The sequence below is a fragment of the Paenibacillus sp. FSL H8-0079 genome (genome assembly GCF_037991315.1).
GTDB lineage: Bacteria > Bacillota > Bacilli > Paenibacillales > Paenibacillaceae > Paenibacillus.
Genome location: NZ_CP150300.1, coordinates 1,088,710 through 1,108,623, shown reverse-complemented (window position 1 = coordinate 1,108,623; position 19,914 = coordinate 1,088,710). Strand labels below are relative to the sequence as shown.

At 46.3% G+C, this 19,914-nt stretch carries 17 protein-coding genes; 6 read left to right on the top strand and 11 right to left on the bottom strand.

From position 1 onward, the window contains the following. The first annotated feature begins 135 nt into the window (after positions 1-135). Positions 136-675, top strand: coding sequence for a hypothetical protein (locus MHI06_RS04850; RefSeq protein WP_340400656.1), 540 nt, complete (start codon positions 136-138; stop codon positions 673-675). Positions 676-801: 126 nt separating this feature from the next. Here MHI06_RS04850 and MHI06_RS04845 read toward each other — a convergent pair whose 3' ends face one another. The 4 genes from MHI06_RS04845 to MHI06_RS04830 all read right to left on the bottom strand — a co-directional run bounded on the left by MHI06_RS04845 (position 802) and on the right by MHI06_RS04830 (position 7,208). After that, positions 802-1,941 (bottom strand): toxic anion resistance protein, encoded by a 1,140-nt coding sequence (locus tag MHI06_RS04845; RefSeq protein ID WP_169483125.1) that lies wholly within the window; start codon positions 1,939-1,941, stop codon positions 802-804. 19 nt (positions 1,942-1,960) lie between these two features. Beyond that, positions 1,961-3,649: a VWA domain-containing protein gene (locus MHI06_RS04840; protein WP_340400655.1), complete on the bottom strand. Its 1,689-nt coding sequence runs from the start codon at positions 3,647-3,649 to the stop codon at positions 1,961-1,963. Between the two features lie 12 nt (positions 3,650-3,661). Continuing rightward, positions 3,662-4,393, bottom strand: a complete 732-nt coding sequence (locus MHI06_RS04835; RefSeq protein ID WP_340402051.1) for a hypothetical protein — start codon at positions 4,391-4,393, stop codon at positions 3,662-3,664. A gap of 493 nt (positions 4,394-4,886) precedes the next feature. Beyond that, the gene (locus tag MHI06_RS04830; RefSeq protein WP_340400654.1) at positions 4,887-7,208 is read right to left on the bottom strand and encodes a beta-L-arabinofuranosidase domain-containing protein; all 2,322 of its coding nucleotides are present in this window, start codon (positions 7,206-7,208) and stop codon (positions 4,887-4,889) included. A gap of 182 nt (positions 7,209-7,390) precedes the next feature. On the opposite strand from MHI06_RS04830, the gene MHI06_RS04825 reads away from it, so the two are divergent. Together MHI06_RS04825 and MHI06_RS04820 are read left to right on the top strand one after the other, a co-directional pair. Further along, a complete protein-coding gene (locus tag MHI06_RS04825) occupies positions 7,391-8,155 on the top strand; it encodes an AraC family transcriptional regulator (protein ID WP_340400653.1) in 765 nt (254 codons plus the stop codon). A 129-nt stretch (positions 8,156-8,284) separates the two neighbouring features. Beyond that, the gene (locus MHI06_RS04820; protein WP_340400652.1) at positions 8,285-8,797 is read left to right on the top strand and encodes a GNAT family N-acetyltransferase; all 513 of its coding nucleotides are present in this window, start codon (positions 8,285-8,287) and stop codon (positions 8,795-8,797) included. A gap of 133 nt (positions 8,798-8,930) precedes the next feature. On the opposite strand, the gene MHI06_RS04815 is transcribed toward MHI06_RS04820, so the two are convergent. Beyond that, positions 8,931-9,974: a 2,3-butanediol dehydrogenase gene (locus MHI06_RS04815; RefSeq protein WP_340400651.1), complete on the bottom strand. Its 1,044-nt coding sequence runs from the start codon at positions 9,972-9,974 to the stop codon at positions 8,931-8,933. 333 nt (positions 9,975-10,307) lie between these two features. Between MHI06_RS04815 and MHI06_RS04810 the strand changes: the two genes are divergently transcribed. Further along, positions 10,308-11,219, top strand: a complete 912-nt coding sequence (locus MHI06_RS04810; RefSeq protein WP_340400650.1) for a LysR family transcriptional regulator — start codon at positions 10,308-10,310, stop codon at positions 11,217-11,219. A gap of 116 nt (positions 11,220-11,335) precedes the next feature. On the opposite strand, the gene MHI06_RS04805 is transcribed toward MHI06_RS04810, so the two are convergent. The 4 genes from MHI06_RS04805 to MHI06_RS04790 all read right to left on the bottom strand — a co-directional run bounded on the left by MHI06_RS04805 (position 11,336) and on the right by MHI06_RS04790 (position 15,784). After that, complete coding sequence (locus tag MHI06_RS04805) at positions 11,336-13,090, bottom strand: HAMP domain-containing methyl-accepting chemotaxis protein (RefSeq protein WP_340400649.1); 1,755 nt, start codon at positions 13,088-13,090, stop codon at positions 11,336-11,338. Between the two features lie 297 nt (positions 13,091-13,387). Then, positions 13,388-14,740 carry an amino acid permease gene (locus tag MHI06_RS04800; protein ID WP_036672627.1) on the bottom strand — a complete coding sequence of 451 codons (1,353 nt, stop codon included), beginning with the start codon at positions 14,738-14,740 and terminating at the stop codon, positions 13,388-13,390. Positions 14,741-14,892: 152 nt separating this feature from the next. Beyond that, positions 14,893-15,174 carry a hypothetical protein gene (locus MHI06_RS04795; RefSeq protein ID WP_340400648.1) on the bottom strand — a complete coding sequence of 94 codons (282 nt, stop codon included), beginning with the start codon at positions 15,172-15,174 and terminating at the stop codon, positions 14,893-14,895. Between the two features lie 154 nt (positions 15,175-15,328). Beyond that, entirely contained in the window at positions 15,329-15,784 is a 456-nt protein-coding gene (locus tag MHI06_RS04790; RefSeq protein WP_340400647.1) for a GNAT family N-acetyltransferase, read from the bottom strand. A 255-nt stretch (positions 15,785-16,039) separates the two neighbouring features. Here MHI06_RS04790 and MHI06_RS04785 point away from each other — a divergent pair, with 255 nt between their 5' ends. Then, positions 16,040-16,615, top strand: a complete 576-nt coding sequence (locus tag MHI06_RS04785; RefSeq protein WP_211175795.1) for a GNAT family protein — start codon at positions 16,040-16,042, stop codon at positions 16,613-16,615. Beyond that, the gene (locus MHI06_RS04780; protein WP_340015803.1) at positions 16,612-16,959 is read left to right on the top strand and encodes a DUF1801 domain-containing protein; all 348 of its coding nucleotides are present in this window, start codon (positions 16,612-16,614) and stop codon (positions 16,957-16,959) included. Before MHI06_RS04785 ends, MHI06_RS04780 begins: the two co-directional genes overlap by 4 nt. Positions 16,960-17,041: 82 nt before the next feature. Here MHI06_RS04780 and MHI06_RS04775 read toward each other — a convergent pair whose 3' ends face one another. Together MHI06_RS04775 and MHI06_RS04770 are read right to left on the bottom strand one after the other, a co-directional pair. After that, positions 17,042-18,262 (bottom strand): DUF1963 domain-containing protein, encoded by a 1,221-nt coding sequence (locus tag MHI06_RS04775; RefSeq protein WP_340400646.1) that lies wholly within the window; start codon positions 18,260-18,262, stop codon positions 17,042-17,044. A 204-nt stretch (positions 18,263-18,466) separates the two neighbouring features. Further along, positions 18,467-19,645 (bottom strand): alanyl-tRNA editing protein, encoded by a 1,179-nt coding sequence (locus MHI06_RS04770; protein WP_340400645.1) that lies wholly within the window; start codon positions 19,643-19,645, stop codon positions 18,467-18,469. Between the last annotated feature and the right edge of the window lie 269 nt (positions 19,646-19,914).

The following is a 19,914-nucleotide window of genomic DNA, read 5'->3' as shown; positions in this document are numbered from 1 at the left end:
CCTATAGTAGGGTTATTGAGAGTAATTTTAAGAAAGCTTCACCACCAAAATTATGTAAATACATTCCTGTAATTTCTGGTATTGATATGTTAGGTTATCCAATAGAATACAAACAAAAGGAGGATGACAATACATTTGAAGAAGTCGTGGATTATATCATTGATTACCAGTTTTGTTTTGCTTGGCGGAGTGCTTCTCTCTCCAGCCACTTCTGCCAATGCAGCCAAAGTAGCAACCTCTACATATTCAGATTCAGATCAGAGTTATGCAGAATTTAAAGAGTACACTAATCAGTTATTTGCTCTTGAAACTTATGAGGCCAAAGCCTTTACCGCTTTGGAAAGTATCGACACCCAGGTAACTTCAACAAACCGCAAGTCCATGTACCTTAAACTTACGAATACGGTGATCCCCAATTATACGAAATTGGTATCCAAGGCAAAACAAATCAAGCCTGCCAACCCGCAAATCAAGAAAATCCACGCCACATTTATCAAGGCAAGTTACACTCAGCTCGAAGGGTACCTGTTGTATCAAAAGGCAGTATCCAAGAACAAAGTGAATTACACGTTACTAAAACAGGGTAATGCCAAAGTAAACACCGCTAGTGTTCTAATGGACCAATGCGAACAACAGTTATACTCTTACGCAATAAGTTTAGGGTATGACAGTTAGTACCAATCTTCATAGAAGCCCAAAAAGCGACCATTCCCCATGCTTAATGAGGAATGGTCGCTTTTTCTAATTACTAATAAGATAACAATCTATTACGTAAAAATTTTATTTCTCTCTCTCTTCTGATTACAGCCCCAGCTTCTGCCCTTTTTCCAACCGCTGAATCTGCTGCTCCCCGGTATCAGCAAGTTCACGGAACTGAGTAATCGTCTCCCTCATTCTTGGCAAAGCCTCCTGCTTATAGAGACTGATCGAATCAAGCGCAGACAACACATCGGTGAACGCCTGTTTCATCGTATCCACGGAGATGCTGGCTTCATACGCCTGCTTCTGAATGGCAATCCCCTGATCCTTCAGCATTTTGGAAGTACCTGCGATCAGATCGTTGGTTGTCTGGTTCAGCAACTCAATTTTCTGCAATACAATCTTCTGATTATACAAAGCACTGGCTACCGTAACGGCAATTTTCAGTGCCGAGATCGTTACATTCTTCGCACGGTCTACGCCTCGGATCAGTTCCTTATTATTGCGGATGACTACTTCAATCGCCATGATGCCCTGCTGGTTCACGACCAACATCTGCTGCAGATCCATCACCCGTTGACGGAGTGGGAACAATACTTCTTCCGTAATAAAACGGACTTTCTCGGGGTCCTCGTTGCGGACCTTGGCGGCTTCAATCTGGCCATCGATGGACTCATCCATGAGCACGCCAAGCTGGATTTCCTTTTGCAGTCGTTTGGTGAGTTCCCGCAGGTTCTGCTGTTCAATCTCCAGGGTTGTATTATCGTTACGCAGGGTAGATCTGCCTTTATCCAAAGAGGTTACGATGTCAGCGATGACTGCGTCAGCCTTCTGGTATTTCAGGAAATAGGCGCGAAGCGGATTGAACAATTTTCCGAGGAAACCGGTCTTCGCAAAGTCGACCACGCTCGGGTCGAGATCCTTCAGTTGCATATGGAGCTCGGTCAAGCCTTTGGCGACCTGACCGCCCTCGTCTCCCGTCTTGGACAGATGTCCAACAGAGACTTGAAGCAAGGCGTTTTTCTCAGAAGAGGATCTCATCGTGTTCATGCCAAAACCGTCAATGGATTGCAAAATCTCTTTGCGCTTCTCCAGGGATTCGAGATCTAGCGTCATGATCATCTCTACGTTGGCATTCGCCACTTGTTGAAGCTCCGCGACCTCGGCGGGCACGGGTTTCACCTCTTCTTCGATCACCTTCTGAATTTCCTTCTGGCTCGGTATTTCCATTGAAAATGACATCTATAGTTCCCCCTTTAGATTACATCTGTACGTTAAACAGGTTACCAATCTTGTACACGACATCGTCGGTATCGGCATTGATACTTGCGGCTTCGTTAATGCTGGAGATGCTCTCCAAAGCCTTGATGTCCGCGTTATAGCCAATCGTATAGATTGGCACTTTGTACGTCTCGACCAGATCCCGGATATCCTTGAGGGTATGACCTTCGTTGGTCTCGCCATCACTCAGGACAAAGATCAACGGCTTCACGTTCGGATCAGCAGCCATATAATCTTCCAGCATCTTCATCGCCACCACGATCCCGTCAAAGGTTGCTGTACCGCCGCCAGCTTGCAGACTATCGACTGTTCCGACAAACATGGACTGCTGGTTCGTATCATATTTGGCAATCGGCAGATTCACAGTTACCCCGCTGGAGTAAGAGACCAGGCCAATACTGTTGTCCGTGCCCAAATACTTCTGACCTTTACGCAAGGACTCCTTCAGTCGGTTGAGCGGTTCGCCATCCATGCTTCCGGATACGTCTGTCACGAACACGGCAGCAATGGGTTTGCTACCATTCTTCTTCTCTTTCCATACTTTCTGTGCAGACAACAACGTGCCGCCATCTACAGTAGCCAGTTCGGATTTGTAATCCTGCAATCCATTGAAACCGAACTCTTCCGCCGATTGTTGATACTTCGCCTGGGTTACGAATTCCGCGAACTTCTGGATAATCTCCTGCTTGTTCTGCGGCAATTGCCCTAATGCATACAGCGGGCTGTCATGTCTCACGCCAAATGGTGTAAAGACGTATCCGCTCTTCAGATCAGCGGTATTCACATACGTCTGATATTCGAGTACAAAGGCATCCAGTCTGCCAGACTTGGCAGCTTCCCGCATCTGAATCGTTGTTGAAGCGGTGAACGGCACATTCGTCTGGAACTTTTCGAATCCTTCAACGGCCTTCTCACCGAGTGGATTGGTACTGTCATACGTATTCAGCGCGGTCACCAGGAAATTCAGTCCTGTAGAGCTGGCAAATGGATCGGTATATCCCATCGCAAGTTCATTGTTCGCAATCGCTTCGGTTACGGTCTTCACATTAACGGAGCCGTACGTATCAACCAGTGCATCATATTTGGCTTTGGAAATAACAATTCCCGGAACGTTCCCGACCAGTCGCTCGGACACCATCTCGGTCTTCACCCCACTGGCCTCAACCATCTCGCCCCACAGTTCGTTAGAAGGTGTGAATGCATCCGGCATATACTTGCCAGACTTGATATAATCGGTAGCCGTGCCGGAGGCAATATTGCGTATTTTGACCGATACCTGTTTGCCTCCAACGGTAATATTGGCTTTGTTGAATTCCTCACCCACCTCGGTTAACCAGCCGTCTACCCCACTGCCAGACTTCTCTGTAGAAGAGAAGACTTCGACGTAATCATTTGTTGTATTCTCTACAGCGATCGGAAATTTCGAGATATCCGGCAGAGATTCTGCCACGTCAACGGGATCGAGATCAATCTGTCCTTTAACCGGTTCCGCCGTCCCCGGCGCAATGTCCGCGTACAGTTTGCCCAGTTCCTTACCCGCATTCTCTGTGCTAACCTGTGTGGTCGTCTTGCCAAAGTTCGATGTTAGTGTAATCCCTGCATAGACCAGACCGAATACAAGTACCAGCATTACAATCGATATGAAAAAAAACTTTCCCTTCTTGGCCATACGAGCAACCCCTCACTGTCTGTATAATTTGGTGTGCTTAATTAACTGATCAATCTCCTGCATACAAGGCATCTGTTCAATATCTCCGGCTTCAAAGCTGTCGAGACGTGAAATCTCCAGTAACAACTGATCGAGCTTGAGTAAAATCTCCTCATTAGTGTGGAGTGCGTTTTTCACATAAGACAGATAATCGTTGTATACCTTGGTCTTTTCCTGAAAAAGTTTCTGGGGAAGTGTAGAGGACTTGGATTTCATCATGTTGGCATAGTCAGCTTCATCGAATACATTCAACCGGTTCAGTACACTGCGAATGTTCAGGTATAACAACTTCTCCACTTCCAGTGTGACCGAAGCGAATTTCTTGTAGCTCAGTTCCCCGGGATCAAACCGTTGATGAAGCACGTTCAGGAGTGTTTCCTTTTTCTTTTTCATCCGACTAAGTTGGGACAGCCCCAGCGTAATATCTTCTTCGAGGACTTTGATGCGTCTATAAAAAGATAAGGCTTCCACATAATCTTCATGTGTTTCGATATGCTTCACGGGCAGAACTACTGGCTGTCTGAACAGCAAAGTGTAACTGCCATATAAGAGTGCCATTGCACTGCCGAATAGAAGGGTGACGGATAGCGCAGTTGTAAATGCACCCTCCCCGAAATTCAGCCCGATAAAGCCGGGTGAGAATGCCAGAACATTCACAGCCACAATACCGAAGATCAACCCCAATAATTTTATGTACTTGATCATGTTCAATCATCCGACCTCCTTTCATGTTATATACTGGTGCTTCATGTCGTAATTTTCCTAATCAACTTATTCTTATTGTACATGATGTTAACGCTCTCAGGTGGATAACATTGGATATTCGGATACTCATAATATACGTGGTTTGGGCTTATCCCATTTCATATTTTCAGGGACAACGTGGAACTTGGCAGGTGATTTTGTGGTCAATCTGTAGAAGTTCGTCTTCTAGAACAGCAGATGGTGGAAAAAGAAATGTTATCAGATAATACGTGGAAAATAGCTATGCGTGTCATTTTTTATATAAGACTTGTCTGAAAAATGAGCCATGCAAAAAGGACGAAACGGAGATCATCCGGTTTCGTCCCTTTTTACCACCTCACCTATATTGCTCAATTAAGGCGTGTACGGTTCGTTAGAAAATTAGAAAATGGCTACCTTATTTCACCCTCTGAAGTAGACATGTATCATTCCCATACTTATCTTATGTGCCTAATTACGAAAAGATAGATTTCGGTTTGCTTCGCGTGGTGCGTACCTCTACAACTTTCCCGGCACAGCCATTGTCTCCCTTTGCCTGAAACGACACAGTAACGCTGTTATTCCCTGATGTAACAGTCTCAGGCATATCATAGGTCACATAGAATACTTCGCCGATTTTGTTCATATGAATTTGCTGCTCACCGATGACGGTCCCATCCACGATAATGCTGAATTGTCTGTCGTATAACGTGCCTTCCCGTTCAAATGGGGAATGATCTCCGCCCCAATAGGCCACACATAGATAATTAGTTGCGGCAGGTTCCACTGCCAGTTGGTAACTGAAGTACGCCCCGCTAACGCCAAAAGCCTCTCGCCACATATGCAATCTCTTACGACCATCCGTGGTAGAACCATTATGATGCTCCCCACGGCAGTTGCTATCCAGTTGATGTCCAATTTCATCCTGCTGACCATCCGCCTGGACCCTGTCGATCGTAATATCATTTAATTCTTTCTCCAGTGCATCACCTTCATCGTTAAACGGCCAGTACACGGTATAAAATTCGTGATGCACATCATAGAACGGAATGAGCTTCACGGCTTCGCCTGTGGAAGTGACATCCTTGCTAAGTTCAAATGTTAACGTGCCTGCATCTACGGCTTTGATCCACTCTCGTACATCCTCTTGCTCCGTCCAAATCACAGGTACAGGTGCAGTCTTGGGATTCAGTGCTGTTTCGTCCACAATTGTATCCTCGGGCAGACCATCGCTGCCAAGTGCACCGGCGAGTACAATCGGACCGTACAGGAATGCCACCTTATGGGCATCATCGCGCGAGGTGTACTGGCAGAGTGACATCGGCAGTGTGATCGTGATGACATCGCCCGCTGTCCATGTGCGGTCGATGGAAAGATAGCCGGGTTCCATCCGTGTATACGGATGTTCCGTATCCCCGTTAACTGTTGCCGTCATTGGCTGTTGCAGCCATGAGGGTACGCGTAATCTTAGATGGGCCGAGGCGCTGCCTCCGGTGATCGTCAGGGTTACCTTTTCCGAATAAGGAAAGTCGGTTTCGAGCTTCAGGGATATTCCCTGAGATGTCCAATCCAGTTGGGAAGCGATATACAGGTTGACGTACAGGTCCTGTTCGTCCTCGAAATAGATGGCCTCGGCATATTTGCCCGGGTTCTCCATACCTGATCCTGTACAGCACCACCAAGCGGTATCGTGTGTACCATAGATTTTGTAGTGACCTTGCAGCGTTGACGCAAAATACGTCTTGTTCCCCGTATCCGGGTCCTGCGTGCCGAGGATGTGATTATAGATGGCGTTTTCATAATAGTCCATGTAGGCGCTATCGGGATTCCAAGCAAAGAGTTGTTTCGTCAGATGCATCATGTTGTGGGTACAGCAGCTCTCTCCTGTCTTGATCCCAATACTCTCCATGCCCTTCGCTTCGTAATGCTCCGAAATACTCGTCGCACCAAATACATAGGAACGATGATGAATGGTCGTATCCCAGAAAAATTCTGCTGCTGTCCGGTAACTCTCGCGGGAGTGATCCTGGTTGTAGATCTCGGCTGCACCGATCACTTTGGGAATCTGGGTATTGGCGTGTCTGCCTTGAAGATCGTCCTGTTTGTGTTCCAACGGTCTAAGAATCAATTGATGGGTGAACTTATTAGCACTCTCAAGGTATAAGGCTTTGCCCGTAATCCCATACAAATGTGCAAATACTTCATTCATGCCCCCGTGTTCACTTTGAAGCATCGTCTGCATCTGTTCTTCTGTCATCGGAAGCAAGCCTTCTACTGCCCAATCTGCAAATCGAGTAACCACCTCTAGTGCCTGTCCGTTGCCAGTCAGCTTATAGGCGTCAATCAAACCGCGATAGATTTTGTGCACACTGTACCAGGGAACCCAGTATTCACCGATGTTGAATCCACCAATATGTTCGGCGCGGAATGCGATGCGGAACGCTTCTTCGGACAAACCGCCGATATACCCGCTCCCCGTCGTTTGTTGGATTCTCGCCAGTTCGGTGACAGCATAATCCAGCGTTTCTTTTAACGTAATATTCCCGGTTGCTTGATACGTCACAGCCAGAGCAGACAGGTAATGTCCGAGGGAATGCCCGCTAATGGTGCGTGCCTCCCAACCCGCGTATCGTTCTTTTCGGGCAGGTAAACCATGGGCTTCAAAGCATGGAGCCAGAAATCGATCAATATCCAGCGATAACAGATAACGTTGCCCAACCTCTTGTGATGTTTGGAACACACCATTTAGCAGATCTACATGTTTCGGTCCCAGAAATCCTTTTTTCGTATCAATCATTACATTCACTCCTTCTCGGGATGTAATAGATATCCATTCATTCTTGAGGGGTAAAATCCGTGTTCTGTTCCATATGACTAATACTCATCAATCTACTATAGAGCTTGAATATCCTCATATTATCAAATAAAATACAATTACATCAGACTCATAATCCAAGAAAAGGTGGATAAATCCGTCCTATGCAAAAGCCACTGGAACATTACCTGTGCGGCAAGTTCATATCCGAAGGTAACTGGAGCCACATGAGACGTAGCATGCCTGTTCACGAGATCATTTTGATGCTGGAAGGTGAGATGTACATCGCGGAAGACGAGGAACAGTACGTGGTTCGTGCCAATGATCTGTTGTTTCTGAGCGCCGGTCGTACCCATTATGGCTACCAGATCAGCGACGCCCCCGTGAGCTTCTACTGGGTTCACTATGATGCCATGCAGTCAGAATTCAATCGCTTTAGGACACATGCCACCATTCAGGTGCCTTCCATGGCCAATCAGTTATTCAAGCAGTTGCTGCATGTGTCATCCTTCTCATCGGAGGAAGCCGACGCTGCTTTGTTGCTGTTGTTCAAGGAACTGGAGCGCAATATAAAGGCAGATTATCGCCCGCACAATGCGATTGTGGACCATATTTGCAAGTGGGTGGATATTCATCTGCATACGAACATTACGGTGAGTCAGATTGCAGAGAATTTTAATTTCAACAAAGACTATATCTCCAAAATGGTGAAACGTGAGAAAGGTACCGGACTCAAAACCTATATCCTCACGGAACGAATTCGCCGGGCGAAACAGTTGCTGCTCAACACCAATGCCAGTGTAAAAGAAATTGCCGGACAGTGCGGCTTCTCTGATTACAAGCTATTCCTGCGTATGTTCAAGCAATACGAGGGCAATACGCCAACCGAATATCGCAATCATCTGTATTCCATACAGCTCAATCGCTGATGGGATTTGATCTATAGAAATGACTGAGTTAACTATAGAAAATTTGAATGAATCGGATTGAATCCGTTATGGTAAAATGCAAGAAAACTCTATTTCACACTTAACCCATAAGAGAAGGGGAATTATAAGATGACAACGGCTGCCGTTACGATTCATCCTGCCACAGAAACAGACCATCCAGAGATTGTAGATATCCTTGTTGCAAGTTACGCCGAGTATCGGGAGACATTTGAGAAAAATGAACGGTGGGAGGCCTACCTAAAAGATATTCGAGAGTCTGTGGTTAATCCGTACCTGACACAATTATGGATCGCGAAGATTGATGATCAGATCGTTGGTACAGTTCAATTATTCGAAACAGCACGCAAAGCTTATCCAAACTTTGAATTGCCAATCGATTATCCGTTTATTCGGCTGCTAGGTGTTGATCCAAAATGGAGAGGTCACGGGATTGCCAGAGTATTGCTCCAGCAATGCGTAGATTCTGCCAAAGAAATGGGCAAAAATACGGTGTATTTATATACGGGCGGTCAAATGGTCAATGCCATACGGTTATATGAACGTTTTGGTTTTGTGGAAGATGTGGAATTCAGCTCCGAGGGTACTGGAGGAAAGGCCATTTGCTATCGGTATGATTCCTAGTGGAGGGTAACAATAACCCGTGGTAAGCGAGTGGAGAATGAAACGTAAAAAAGACCGATCACCATCATGACGGTCTTTTTTACGTTTATATATGTTCAATCAGCATTTGAAATGATACATCGCTATTGATTTTTTAACCGCCAATCTCCACCAAAATCTTCGCATGGCTCTTGTCGCTCATCAACAGCTCAAGTCCTTCCTGCACGATATCGTCCAGTTTGATTTTCTTGGTGATGACCTGTTTCACATCGAGCGATCCTTCCGCAATCAATGAAATTACTTCAGGGAAAATGTGGCGATATGCCAGCGTTGCCGTTAGATTCGCTTCTTTGACCAGAAGATCGAAGAAGTTCACTTGAAGCGGATTCGGAATCGCTGCGATGACAACGACTTCTCCACCTTTTTTGACAACCGCAATAGCGCTGTCCATCGTTGGCTGCACACCAGCTGCTTCATAGGCCACATCGATGCCACCCGATTGTTGCAAAATCACTTCGGTTGCATTGACTTTGGCACTGTTCACTGGAATCGCTCCCAGCTTGGCTGCCAGATCGAGACGTTCCTCAAATACATCAACTGCATAGATTTCAGAAACTCCTGCAGCTTTAGCAGACAGAATGGTCAATAATCCAATTGGACCTGCTCCGTATACGGCTACCTTGTTCCCCACTTTCAGCTTGCTATGACGAACTGCGTGAAAGGCTACGGCTGTAGGCTCTACAAGTGCACCTTCTTCGAAAGTGACGTTATCCGGGATGGGATGAACCATATATGCTTCAACAACAACGTACTCCGCAAAACCACCATCACCATTCAGTCCAACGAATCCAAATTGAGTACATTGGTTGTAGCGACCTTGGATACAGTACTCACATTTTCCACAATGGTACAACGGCTCTACCACAACACGGTCACCTACACTGATACCGCTTACATTACTCCCCAATTCACTCACGGTTCCTGCAAATTCATGACCCAATGTCAACGGTGCTTTCTGTCCTGAGAGCGGATGATTCTCGCCTTCTTGAATCCCTACACCATGATGATAGGCATGCAAGTCACTGCCGCAGATCCCCGCATATTCCACTTTGATTTTGACCTGACCTGCTTCAGCAACTGAAACCTCTAGTTCTTCCACACGCACGTCTTTATGGCCGTACCATACTGCTGCTTTCATTACGATCATCCCCTTTATCTGATTGTCTATATAAGTTGAACTATATATGTTAGACCTGATCACGCTGATTGCAGTACCATCTTTCGATCACTCTTATCCCCAGATTTTCTTCATTCCCTTGATTCAAGGGAAAAATCCGGTGATAAAGGCGCACGCTCTGCTTCTTCAGATTGGTTCTGCACTCTGCGTTTCTGGTGTAAAAGTTAAAGTTCTACTTATATAGTAAAGAACTATAAAGCTTGTCTATATATTATATCGCTGTTCATGTATTATTCATATTTATAGATACTAATGTTAACATTAGTTATATTAATGCTAAACGGAGATGAAATCATGAATCTGGAACAGCTCGAATATGTCGTTGAAATTGCGAAAACGCAATCATTCTCCGCCGCCTCAGAGCATCTACATGTCACGCAATCGGCGATTAGCCAATCGGTTCACCGTCTGGAGAAAGAACTGGGCTTGATCCTGTTCGAACGCTCGCGGCAGGGAACTCATCCCACTCCTGAAGGCAAACAATTCATTGCCAAAGCACTGGACATTTTACAGCGGATTGATGAATTGAAATCCCTGAACGCCGAAGCCTCCTCTCTTACCGGAGAGCTTCATGTGGCTACTTTTCCAAGTGTCATGCCCTATCTTGTCCAGTCTGCTGCGGATATGAAGCATGAGCACCCCCAACTTAACATCTCCATTGAAGAGAAAGGGTCCATGGAAATTATCGAGGATATTCGCAACAACAAAACCCATCTGGGCTTTATCGCGATCTACGCCAAACAATTGCGGGAATTCGATGGACTTCACTTCAGTCCCATGTACTCGGGCAAGCTGGTCGTCGGTACGCATCACCTGTCTGAACTTGCCAAGCACAGCCGCGTTACACCTAATCAATTAAAAGAACACAAGCTGGCACTCTATCGAGATGGTTTCATCGAAGACTTCATCCAGGAATTCACCTATGATCATGGGCCTCTGTCCATTCTGTTCAAAACAAATAATTCAGAAGCGATCAATATGGTGTTACGAAACGATATTGCCGCCACGATTGGTCATGACTTTTCCTTTCACCAAAATCCATTATGGAAAGAAGGTCTGGTGAAGATGGTTGAGATCGCTGGGATTGATCAACCGAAAATGCAAATTGGCTTCGTGCAGACAGAATCCAAGGAGTGCGCCTTAGCCGCAGAACGATTCGCCCGACGCTTCAGACAGGCGATAGAGCTGGATCATTTAATGGTATGAACGCACAAAAAAGTGCTCCACGCTTTGAAGGAAGTTTTGGATGAACACCAACTTCTCAAGGAGCGGAACACTTTTCTAACTACTTCTTGCGTCACTATTACTACACTTTACTCAGGTTATACTTTCACTTTTCGTACGGCTTCGCTCATCTCGTTGGTCTGCTGCTCCAGCATGGTCGAGGTCTGCGCTACCCTGTTGAACATGGCCGATTGTTCACGCATCAATCGATAGATTTCATCCGAATGATCTGACACCCCGGCTGAAATCTGGGAGATCGTATTGACCGAGGCTGCCGCCTCTTCCGATCCTGCCGAGATTTCCTCTGCCGCCGCGGAGACTTCCTGAATACGACGGGTCACCAGTTGGAACGCATCAACCACATGGGCGAATGCTTGCTCCGCTTCTGCGGTAATCGTAACCCCTTGTCCTATCTCGGTTGCGGTAACGCCCATCTGAGAGCCAATCTGCTGTGATTCTTGTTGAATGCGAAGCAGCAGGTTCGAGATCAGTTCCATGGATGTGCTTGAGGCCTCTGCAAGCTTCCGAACTTCATCCGCTACTACCGCAAAACCTTTGCCGTGTTCTCCTGCATGTGCTGCCTCAATGGATGCATTAAGCGCAAGCAGCTTCGTCTGACTCGCAAAATCACGAACCGTATGCAGCGCACCACCAATTTCCTGGGAGTAGTTGTTCAGCACTTGAACCATCGCTACAACTTCTCCTGAGACATTCGAGATGCTCTCCATCTGTGTTTTCATCAGTGTCATGCTCTGTTTACCCGACTCCGCCGTAGCGAGTGCACTTGTTGCCGCATCCGACACAATCATCGAGGATTCAGAAATATCCGTTATGCCTTTTGCAATCTCTTCCATCGCATGCGCGCTATCGCTCGCACCCTGCTTCTGAGTATGTGCCCCTTGCCTAATCTGTTCAACAGACTGATCAACCGTCTTGCTCATCTTGAGCATCTCTTCAGTACTGTGATTAAATTCCTTGGTTGATTCCGATAAAATATCTGTGGTTACTGCTACACCTTCAACCATGTTACTCACGATCTTATTCAAGTTCCCCGACATATGTATCATCGCTTGGTATGTGGTTCCAATCTCATCTTCACTCCGCAAACGATACGACGTCAGAATTCGGTTAGCTTCTGCAAGCTCACCCTGTGCCATTCTTTCAACACTCGCCTTCAGCGGTTGAAGTGGTCGCAGTCCCCTAACGATAAACCACATGACAACAGCAATGCCTATAAGTGTAATGAGTAGCAACAAGGCATAGAAGGGAATACTCGATTTCATGATATCTGACTCAATGCTTCCGATCACCGATACCGCCGTATCGATACCAATCACACCTGTTACAGCCCCATTACTATCCAGCATCGGAGCGTAAGAGGAAATATAGTCGCCGTACTCCTCATTGTTAATAATCGAAGAACTGGCTGTTTGCCCCTGCAACAGCTTCTGAATAGCATCCTGTGGCACATCCGTTACTTCATTAATCGGTGAGGCTTTATCTGCATCCTTCATGCCGTCCACCATAATAAGTGGCGTACCTTTGTCATCTATTTTGACGAAATACACATACATTGCACCAATACTTACACGAAAGTCATCCAGTTCATCACGAATCTTCAAGAACTCGTCATTCTCCTTGGGGTCCTTGGCAAACTCGGCATAAGATGTTGTATCCAGTTGATTCACATAACTCTGAGCAATCTGGATATTGTAACTCGAAATGGCCTCCTGCGCAGCTAGCTTCATATTGGCCACCTGTAACAGCATGCTTCCAACGGCGATAATCGTAATGACCAGTGTAACTACTGCAACAATGCGTACAACCAAACGTTTTCTAAAAAAACCGATCATCCGCTCCTCTTCCTCTCCCGTGAACCCAAGCCTTTTTGACTAGGCGCTACCCAAAAAACACATGCTTGAAGCACTAAGTATGGGAAAATAGTAAACGAATATGTCGATTTAGGCAAGAAAATATTGGGTTTACATAAAAACGCTATCATGGCTGTGGTAGCTTTGATCATTGGAGCTGGATTTAGGCTTCATTTCTTAGGATTTGTTTACGTTCCTTGCAGCAAAAAATGATAAAAAAAAACACCCCGACGCGAGCGCCGAGATGTTGTGGTGTTTTACATGTTAATGTCACAAATATTAAACTGTTCGTCCATTCGTCTTCCTGAATCGAATCAGGGACCAGATAATGAGCAACGCCAGCACGGCAAGACAGATGCTAATACTGAACCGATTACCTTCATCGAATACAAACATCACCGCAATCACACTCAGACATAGTACAACGACTCCGGTTATGTAGGGGAATCCCCAGACTTTGAAGGTCGGTTGAACCGGATATTTCTTCCGCAGTTTCAACTGCGATGAGGCAATACATATCCACACAAGGATTACCACAAATCCCGGAACTGCAAGCAATACCCGGAACAGTTGATCCTGCGCGAACAGGCCAAGCAAAGAACCTCCAAGCAGGACGACCGAGCACACCAGAAGTGTGTTAACTGGGCTACCGTTGCGATTCGTCTGTGACAATGCCTTTGGAGCTTCCCCGCCTACTGCCATGGAGTGCATCATCCGGGATGCACCGTAGATCCCTGAATTCGCAGCAGACAGAACGGCCGTCACCAAAATAAAGTTCATTATGTGTGCCGCTCCCGGCAGTCCTGTAGATGCGAGCACCTGTACAAACGGACTGCTCTCCGGCCCGATCTCATTCCAGGGGATGAGACCACAGATGATGAGAATCGGCAAGGTGAAGAACAGAATAATTCTGAGCATGAAATTGCCCACAATTTTGGGCATAACCTTTTCTGCATTTTCCGTCTCGGTCAGGGTCAGACCAATCAGCTCCGATCCCCCATAGGAGAACATGACCACAAGCAGTGCCGAGAAGATCGAAGACCATCCGTTCGGGAAGAACCCGCCTGCTTGCGTGTAATTTTGCAGATAAGGGGTGTTATCACTTGGAATAATGCCGAAGATCAACCCTGCACCCAGGAAAATAAAAATAATGATCATGGCAATTTTGATCCCGGCTAGCCAAAACTCAAATTCTCCGAACACACCCACACTGAGTAGATTAACCAGTATAATGAACGCCGCACAAGCCAGACTCAGCATCCACAGCGGTACTTCACTGAACCAATACTGCAAAAAGCTCCCGGCGGCAATCACCTCAATGACACACACCGATAACCATAGAAAGCAGTACATCCATCCCATAACAAAGGATACTCTGCTACCGAATGCTTCCTGCACGAAGTCTTTCATATTTTTGTTCTTGTACACCGTAGCCATCTCCGCCATCGCGGCCATAACGACCAGCAACAATAATCCAGCAAAAATGTACGTGACAATAACGCCCGGACCCGCGAGTCCAATCGTCTCTGCACTGCCTTTGAAAATTCCTGTTCCAATGACACCACCCATAGCCATAAAACTGATGTGTCTTGGTTTAAGCTTCTTCTGTAGTGTTCCTTCTGTCTGAGCCAATTCAAGTCCTCCTGATGTAAAAAACGTCTGTAATGTCTTGTTTCATAATTTTGAACAACCTCATAAACATAATGTCCAGTATACCCTATTGTCCATCAATCAGCCCAGAAGTTCCTTATGGCCAATTCATCCCATACATATATGGACATAACCTATGTTTTATACCCCACAATGGCACGAAGCAATCTGTGCACAGTCCAGGTTAGCACACTGTAGCCTGCCCCATAAATGAACCAAGCGCCTATGTTACTACCCAATGTTGAAAGATCACTCGCGATATACAACAAAGGCAGCATAAAAGAAATAATCAGCGCTACCCAGAGTCTAAACCATTTAGCAAAATAACTGCTTACTCCAAGCACCACAGCAATGATGGGACATAACACCAAGACAGCAAACAGCGGATTCATATGATCGAACCACCAATATATCATGCGACTCCCTCCACCCTCTTCGTAACAAAGGTCCACGTTCCATGATTGAGTTTATTCTACTCTTTTTCCACTTTTCGATATGTACGATATGTTGCAAAATTAAAAAAACAGCATCCTGTAAAAAACAGAATACTGGTTTCTCATGAGAATCCATTTAGATTATTTTCGTCATAAACGTGCTGTTCGGGTCCAATATATAATCCGCGAAGGGTTCGCAGTATTCGAATCCGAAATCTTCATACAACTTCCGTGCCGGGATAAACGAATCCATTGAACCCGTCTCCAGACTAATTCGCTTATAACCACGTTCTACTGCAACGTCCATAATATGGGCCAAAATTTTTCTCGCTACGCCTTTTCTCAGATGAGCCGAAGCGGTACGCATCGACTTCAATTCTGCATGTTCCGAATTAAGTTCTTTGATAGCCCCGCAACCGAGCAAGTCGTCCCCTTCCCATGCACACCAGAATGTAATTTCAGGCTTCTTGAGTCCATCCAGATTCAACGCATGTATACTCTCTGGAGGCGAATCTACCGCCATCCCTTGCAAGTGCTCCGCAATTAAAGCCTTAACTTGGACTCCACTCAAATCATCCACTTTGATCTCCATAACGTACCACTCCTGCCGACATTTTTATTGGTTTTATCACTGAATGTATATCAATCATTTCATCTTACTACCGTGTCAGGTTTCGTGACAAGAGGCTACTTATATCCACTGAAATACGCTATTGTGATTCACCTGTAATTTCCAGTATGATGAGGCTATCAGGTACCAAAGGAGCGAGGTCTATTGCGTAATATACATAGAGTTAAATGTGAAACCAAGGTGAAGCAAGCTTAACCTATTTTAAAGGAGACCCCTATGACACTAACAACGGACAACCTGTTTTATAGCAAACGATTAAAGATGACGCCACCACGTCCTGAAGACGTGCAGACGATGCTGCAATGGAACGAAGACCCGGAGTACCTTCGGAATGTAGATACCGATATTGCCATTCCCTATTCGGAGAAACAGTTGGAGGATGAGGGAGAAACAAAGAACAAGGAAGTGTACTTCAGACTGCGCACGCATGAAGAGGATACGCTGATCGGTTTTGTCGTTATCCACAGCATTGAATGGAATAACCGCTGCGGTCAGCTTGCCATTGGCATCGGACTTGCTGAACATCGCAACAAGGGATATGGCACGGAAGCGTTGAAACTTATTTTACGATATGCGTTCCATGAAATGAATCTGGACCGGGTTGGCCTCGATGTCATCGCCTACAATGCCAAAGCAATCCGTTCCTATGAGAAGGCTGGTTTTCAGTTGGAAGGTCGGGCACGCTCAGCTGTATATCGTGATGGTAAGCGTTACGACCGCTTAATGATGGGAATCCTAAGACCAGAATGGGAAACACACAATCAGATCCATACGGAGGGTGAACAAGCATGACCAAGAATGCAGAAGTCACTGCGTTTATTGAACAAATTCAGATCCCCTGGCAAGTAGAAGTCGCTGGACAACTGCGTCAGTTGGTGCATGATACCATCCCTGACGTGCAGGAACGCGTACAATACAAGAAACCTCATTTTTTGAAAAACGGAAAGTACGCTGCAGTCATCTCTCCATCCAAACAGGCCGTGTCTTTCACCATTTTCCATGCAACCGGACTTGATCTACCCGATGGAATATTCGAAGGCCCGGAAGAGCGTAAAACGATCAAGCTCAAGGAAAAAGATACCCCGGATTATGAATGGTTGGCTGGTTTGTTAAAGCAGGCATCTGCGGACTTGTAGGAAGATCTGGCGGTACATCAAAGGGGCCCCCCATTAAGTTCAGAACTTACGGGATGCCCCTTTTTGTTGTTGCAGTCTGCTATCAAGATTGCTGATAGGTTACAGCTGTCATCTGGCACGGTTCACATATGAACATATAATACATGCCCTCACCATGCTCCTCAACCTCGCCCCAATCCAGTTGTGCGACAGCCTTCATTCTCGTGGAACAGCGTGGACATGTTGGATAATCGGCATCCTGAACCCATCCCGGATGGCCCCCGATCTGAGATAACGATGGCTCCATCGCCCACTCACTGGCATGGAATGCACGACGTGATACAGTCGCAATGCGAAACTGCCGGCCAACATCCTGTGCAAGTTTTACATAGTCGTCCGGATCAATCTCATCCGCTCCCAAAGGCATGACATTATGTGAACTCCATAACGGTTCCCCTACTGCGTCCACCTCCATGTAAACTACACCGTAACTGCTGCATATTACGCATGTCTGAATGTGAAGTTGCTGGGCATGCCAAGAAACGTCCTGCAGAGCTGGATGCTTCACATCAAGACTAATTAAGGTGGTAAACTCACTACCACACCATGGACAGCAATTGGCGCTCGGAGTCAGCAACGAGAATGAATCTCTGGATACTTCCACGCTAGTTCCTTCATTCTCTTTTACTTTATAGAGTGAATAACTTGGGGTGATGAATAATTCCCTGCGCTGTCCGTCTTTCGTGAGCTCCCAACCAGCTTCAGTCGTGTAATGCTCTGGTGCCACGTACAACTCACTCGTCCATGATGGCGGAGACTGTCTCCACTGCTGGAACTGCTGCACAACAACATCATCCCCGATATAGGCCAGCATGAGCAAAATATGGTTACGATTCTCATCATCGGTGTTCACCTGCTGCAAGAGATGATCTCGCACTGCCGCGGAGGCACTTTTATACAAAATGACAGGATAATAGATCTCCTGTTCCAGCAGCTCCGGGATTTCGGCGGTCAATGATGTATCATGGTAGCAGACGAGGTATAACAGGATGTCTTTGCCGGCATCCTCATCGCCTGTACGAATCCGTTGCATCGCATAGTCCTTCATCACATCCTGCTGCTCCGCAGCCAACGACAGATATACCTGTTCCTTGGATTGTTCATATGGCACATAACGAATTAGTGGATCGCGAACCTGAGGTTCGTGCATGATTTTCAAAATTTCGACCGGGTCTGTGATACCCGCATACAAGTTCACATCACGCCGATGTGTTTCAATGTATCTCTGGCGCTCCTCACGCTCCATCTCCTGTTTGCAAGGCATGCAATAACCACCCGTTTTCAACGCTGTTGCTGGTAAAATGGTATTTGCACACCCTTCCCGTATACACGGAATTCGTTCTGTCATCCCTCCACCCTCTCTGCTATCTGCTCGCTTCATCATGCCATGAAAAACACGCCACAACGTGACGTGCTTGTCCCTTACTCCATATTTAAATGCTGCCGATCCTATATTGGAAAACATACATCAGTGATGTCCCAATTGGTCCTTGGTGAATTCATAAAAGGCGAGCGCATCTTCACTGCTGGCAAAGCCTGCCTGAGCCATCTTTTCACTACCTCCACCTTTGCCTTGGTATGCTCCAAGATTGCCTTTGAAGAACGGTCCACAAGCCCATTCGGACGGCTGTCCGTTCTGTGCTAGAACGACTTTGGCCTCCGAGATGCTGACGAACAGTACAAGCCCCTCATGGTCTGCCGTCAGCTTAGTTGCCAGGCTCTGCATATCCTTGAGCGATTTGTCTTCAAAGACCTGAGCAATCACCAGCCCTTGCCGAGCAGCCAGAAGTTCCTCCGCATAATAGGCATCATTGGTTGTTTTCACTGCATTCAGCTCGGTTTGCAGCTGTTTTTGCTCCAGCTCCATTTTCTCAATGCGCTCCAGTAACTCGTCCTTACTGGTCTTTAATTTAACCATGATGCTATTGAGTACGTTTTGTGTGGATGTGAATTCATTCAGGGCTCTTGTTCCACATTTGAAATAAATGCGGGTGCCGCCCTTCACTTTTTCGGTTTTCAACAGTTTGATGATGCCGATCTCACCTGTTGCCGACACATGCGTTCCGCCGCAGGCGTTATACTCCACACCCTCGATCTCGACGATGCGAATGTCTTCCGTTACCGTAGGCTGCTTTACCAGTGGTAATTGTGCCGCCTCTTCTGCTGTAACCCATGAAGTGTTGATACGAGCGTTACGATAGATCTGGCGATTCACTTCTTGTTCAATAGCAGTCAATTGATCCGCTCCCAGTTCAGCCGCAGCCACATCAATCGTGTCATACTCCGTTCCAAGATGGAAACTGAGCGTCATCGCTTCAGTCAGCTTCAGTGTGATTGCCGATAACAAATGCTGGCCCGTATGCTGCTGCATATGATCGAATCTGCGTTCCCAGTCAATCTCACAATGTACCTCAGTCTGTTCAGGGGCGCGTTCCAGCTTATGCCATACTTCACCATCTTCGATGTTCACATCTAGAACAGCAAAGCCGCCAATTTGTCCCAGATCACAAGGCTGTCCGCCCCCATGCGGGTAAAAAGCAGTCTCCGCCAGCGTGACATATACGCCATCTTCCTTGTCCACTCTGCCTGTAATCGTTGTATGCCACTCTCTTGTATAAGCAGAGTCATAATAGATTTTTTGCGTCATTGAATCATCCCGATCCCTTCTCGTTCAAATGGGTTTTCATAATCTCCAGATTACACTATCTGGAACCTTCAAGCCAATTTATGGTATAGAGTATCCCTTTTTCATATCCAAAAGACTACTCTGTGAGCGAAAATAGCTATTAATCGAGAAAGGAACGTATGCAGGAAGATGCTTCTGGTAAAGGCTTATCGTTCTATGATGTTTTTAAGATAAACTTTCAAACTGTCTTGTTCGACTTTAATAAAAAAAAGCAGAGTGATTAATCACTC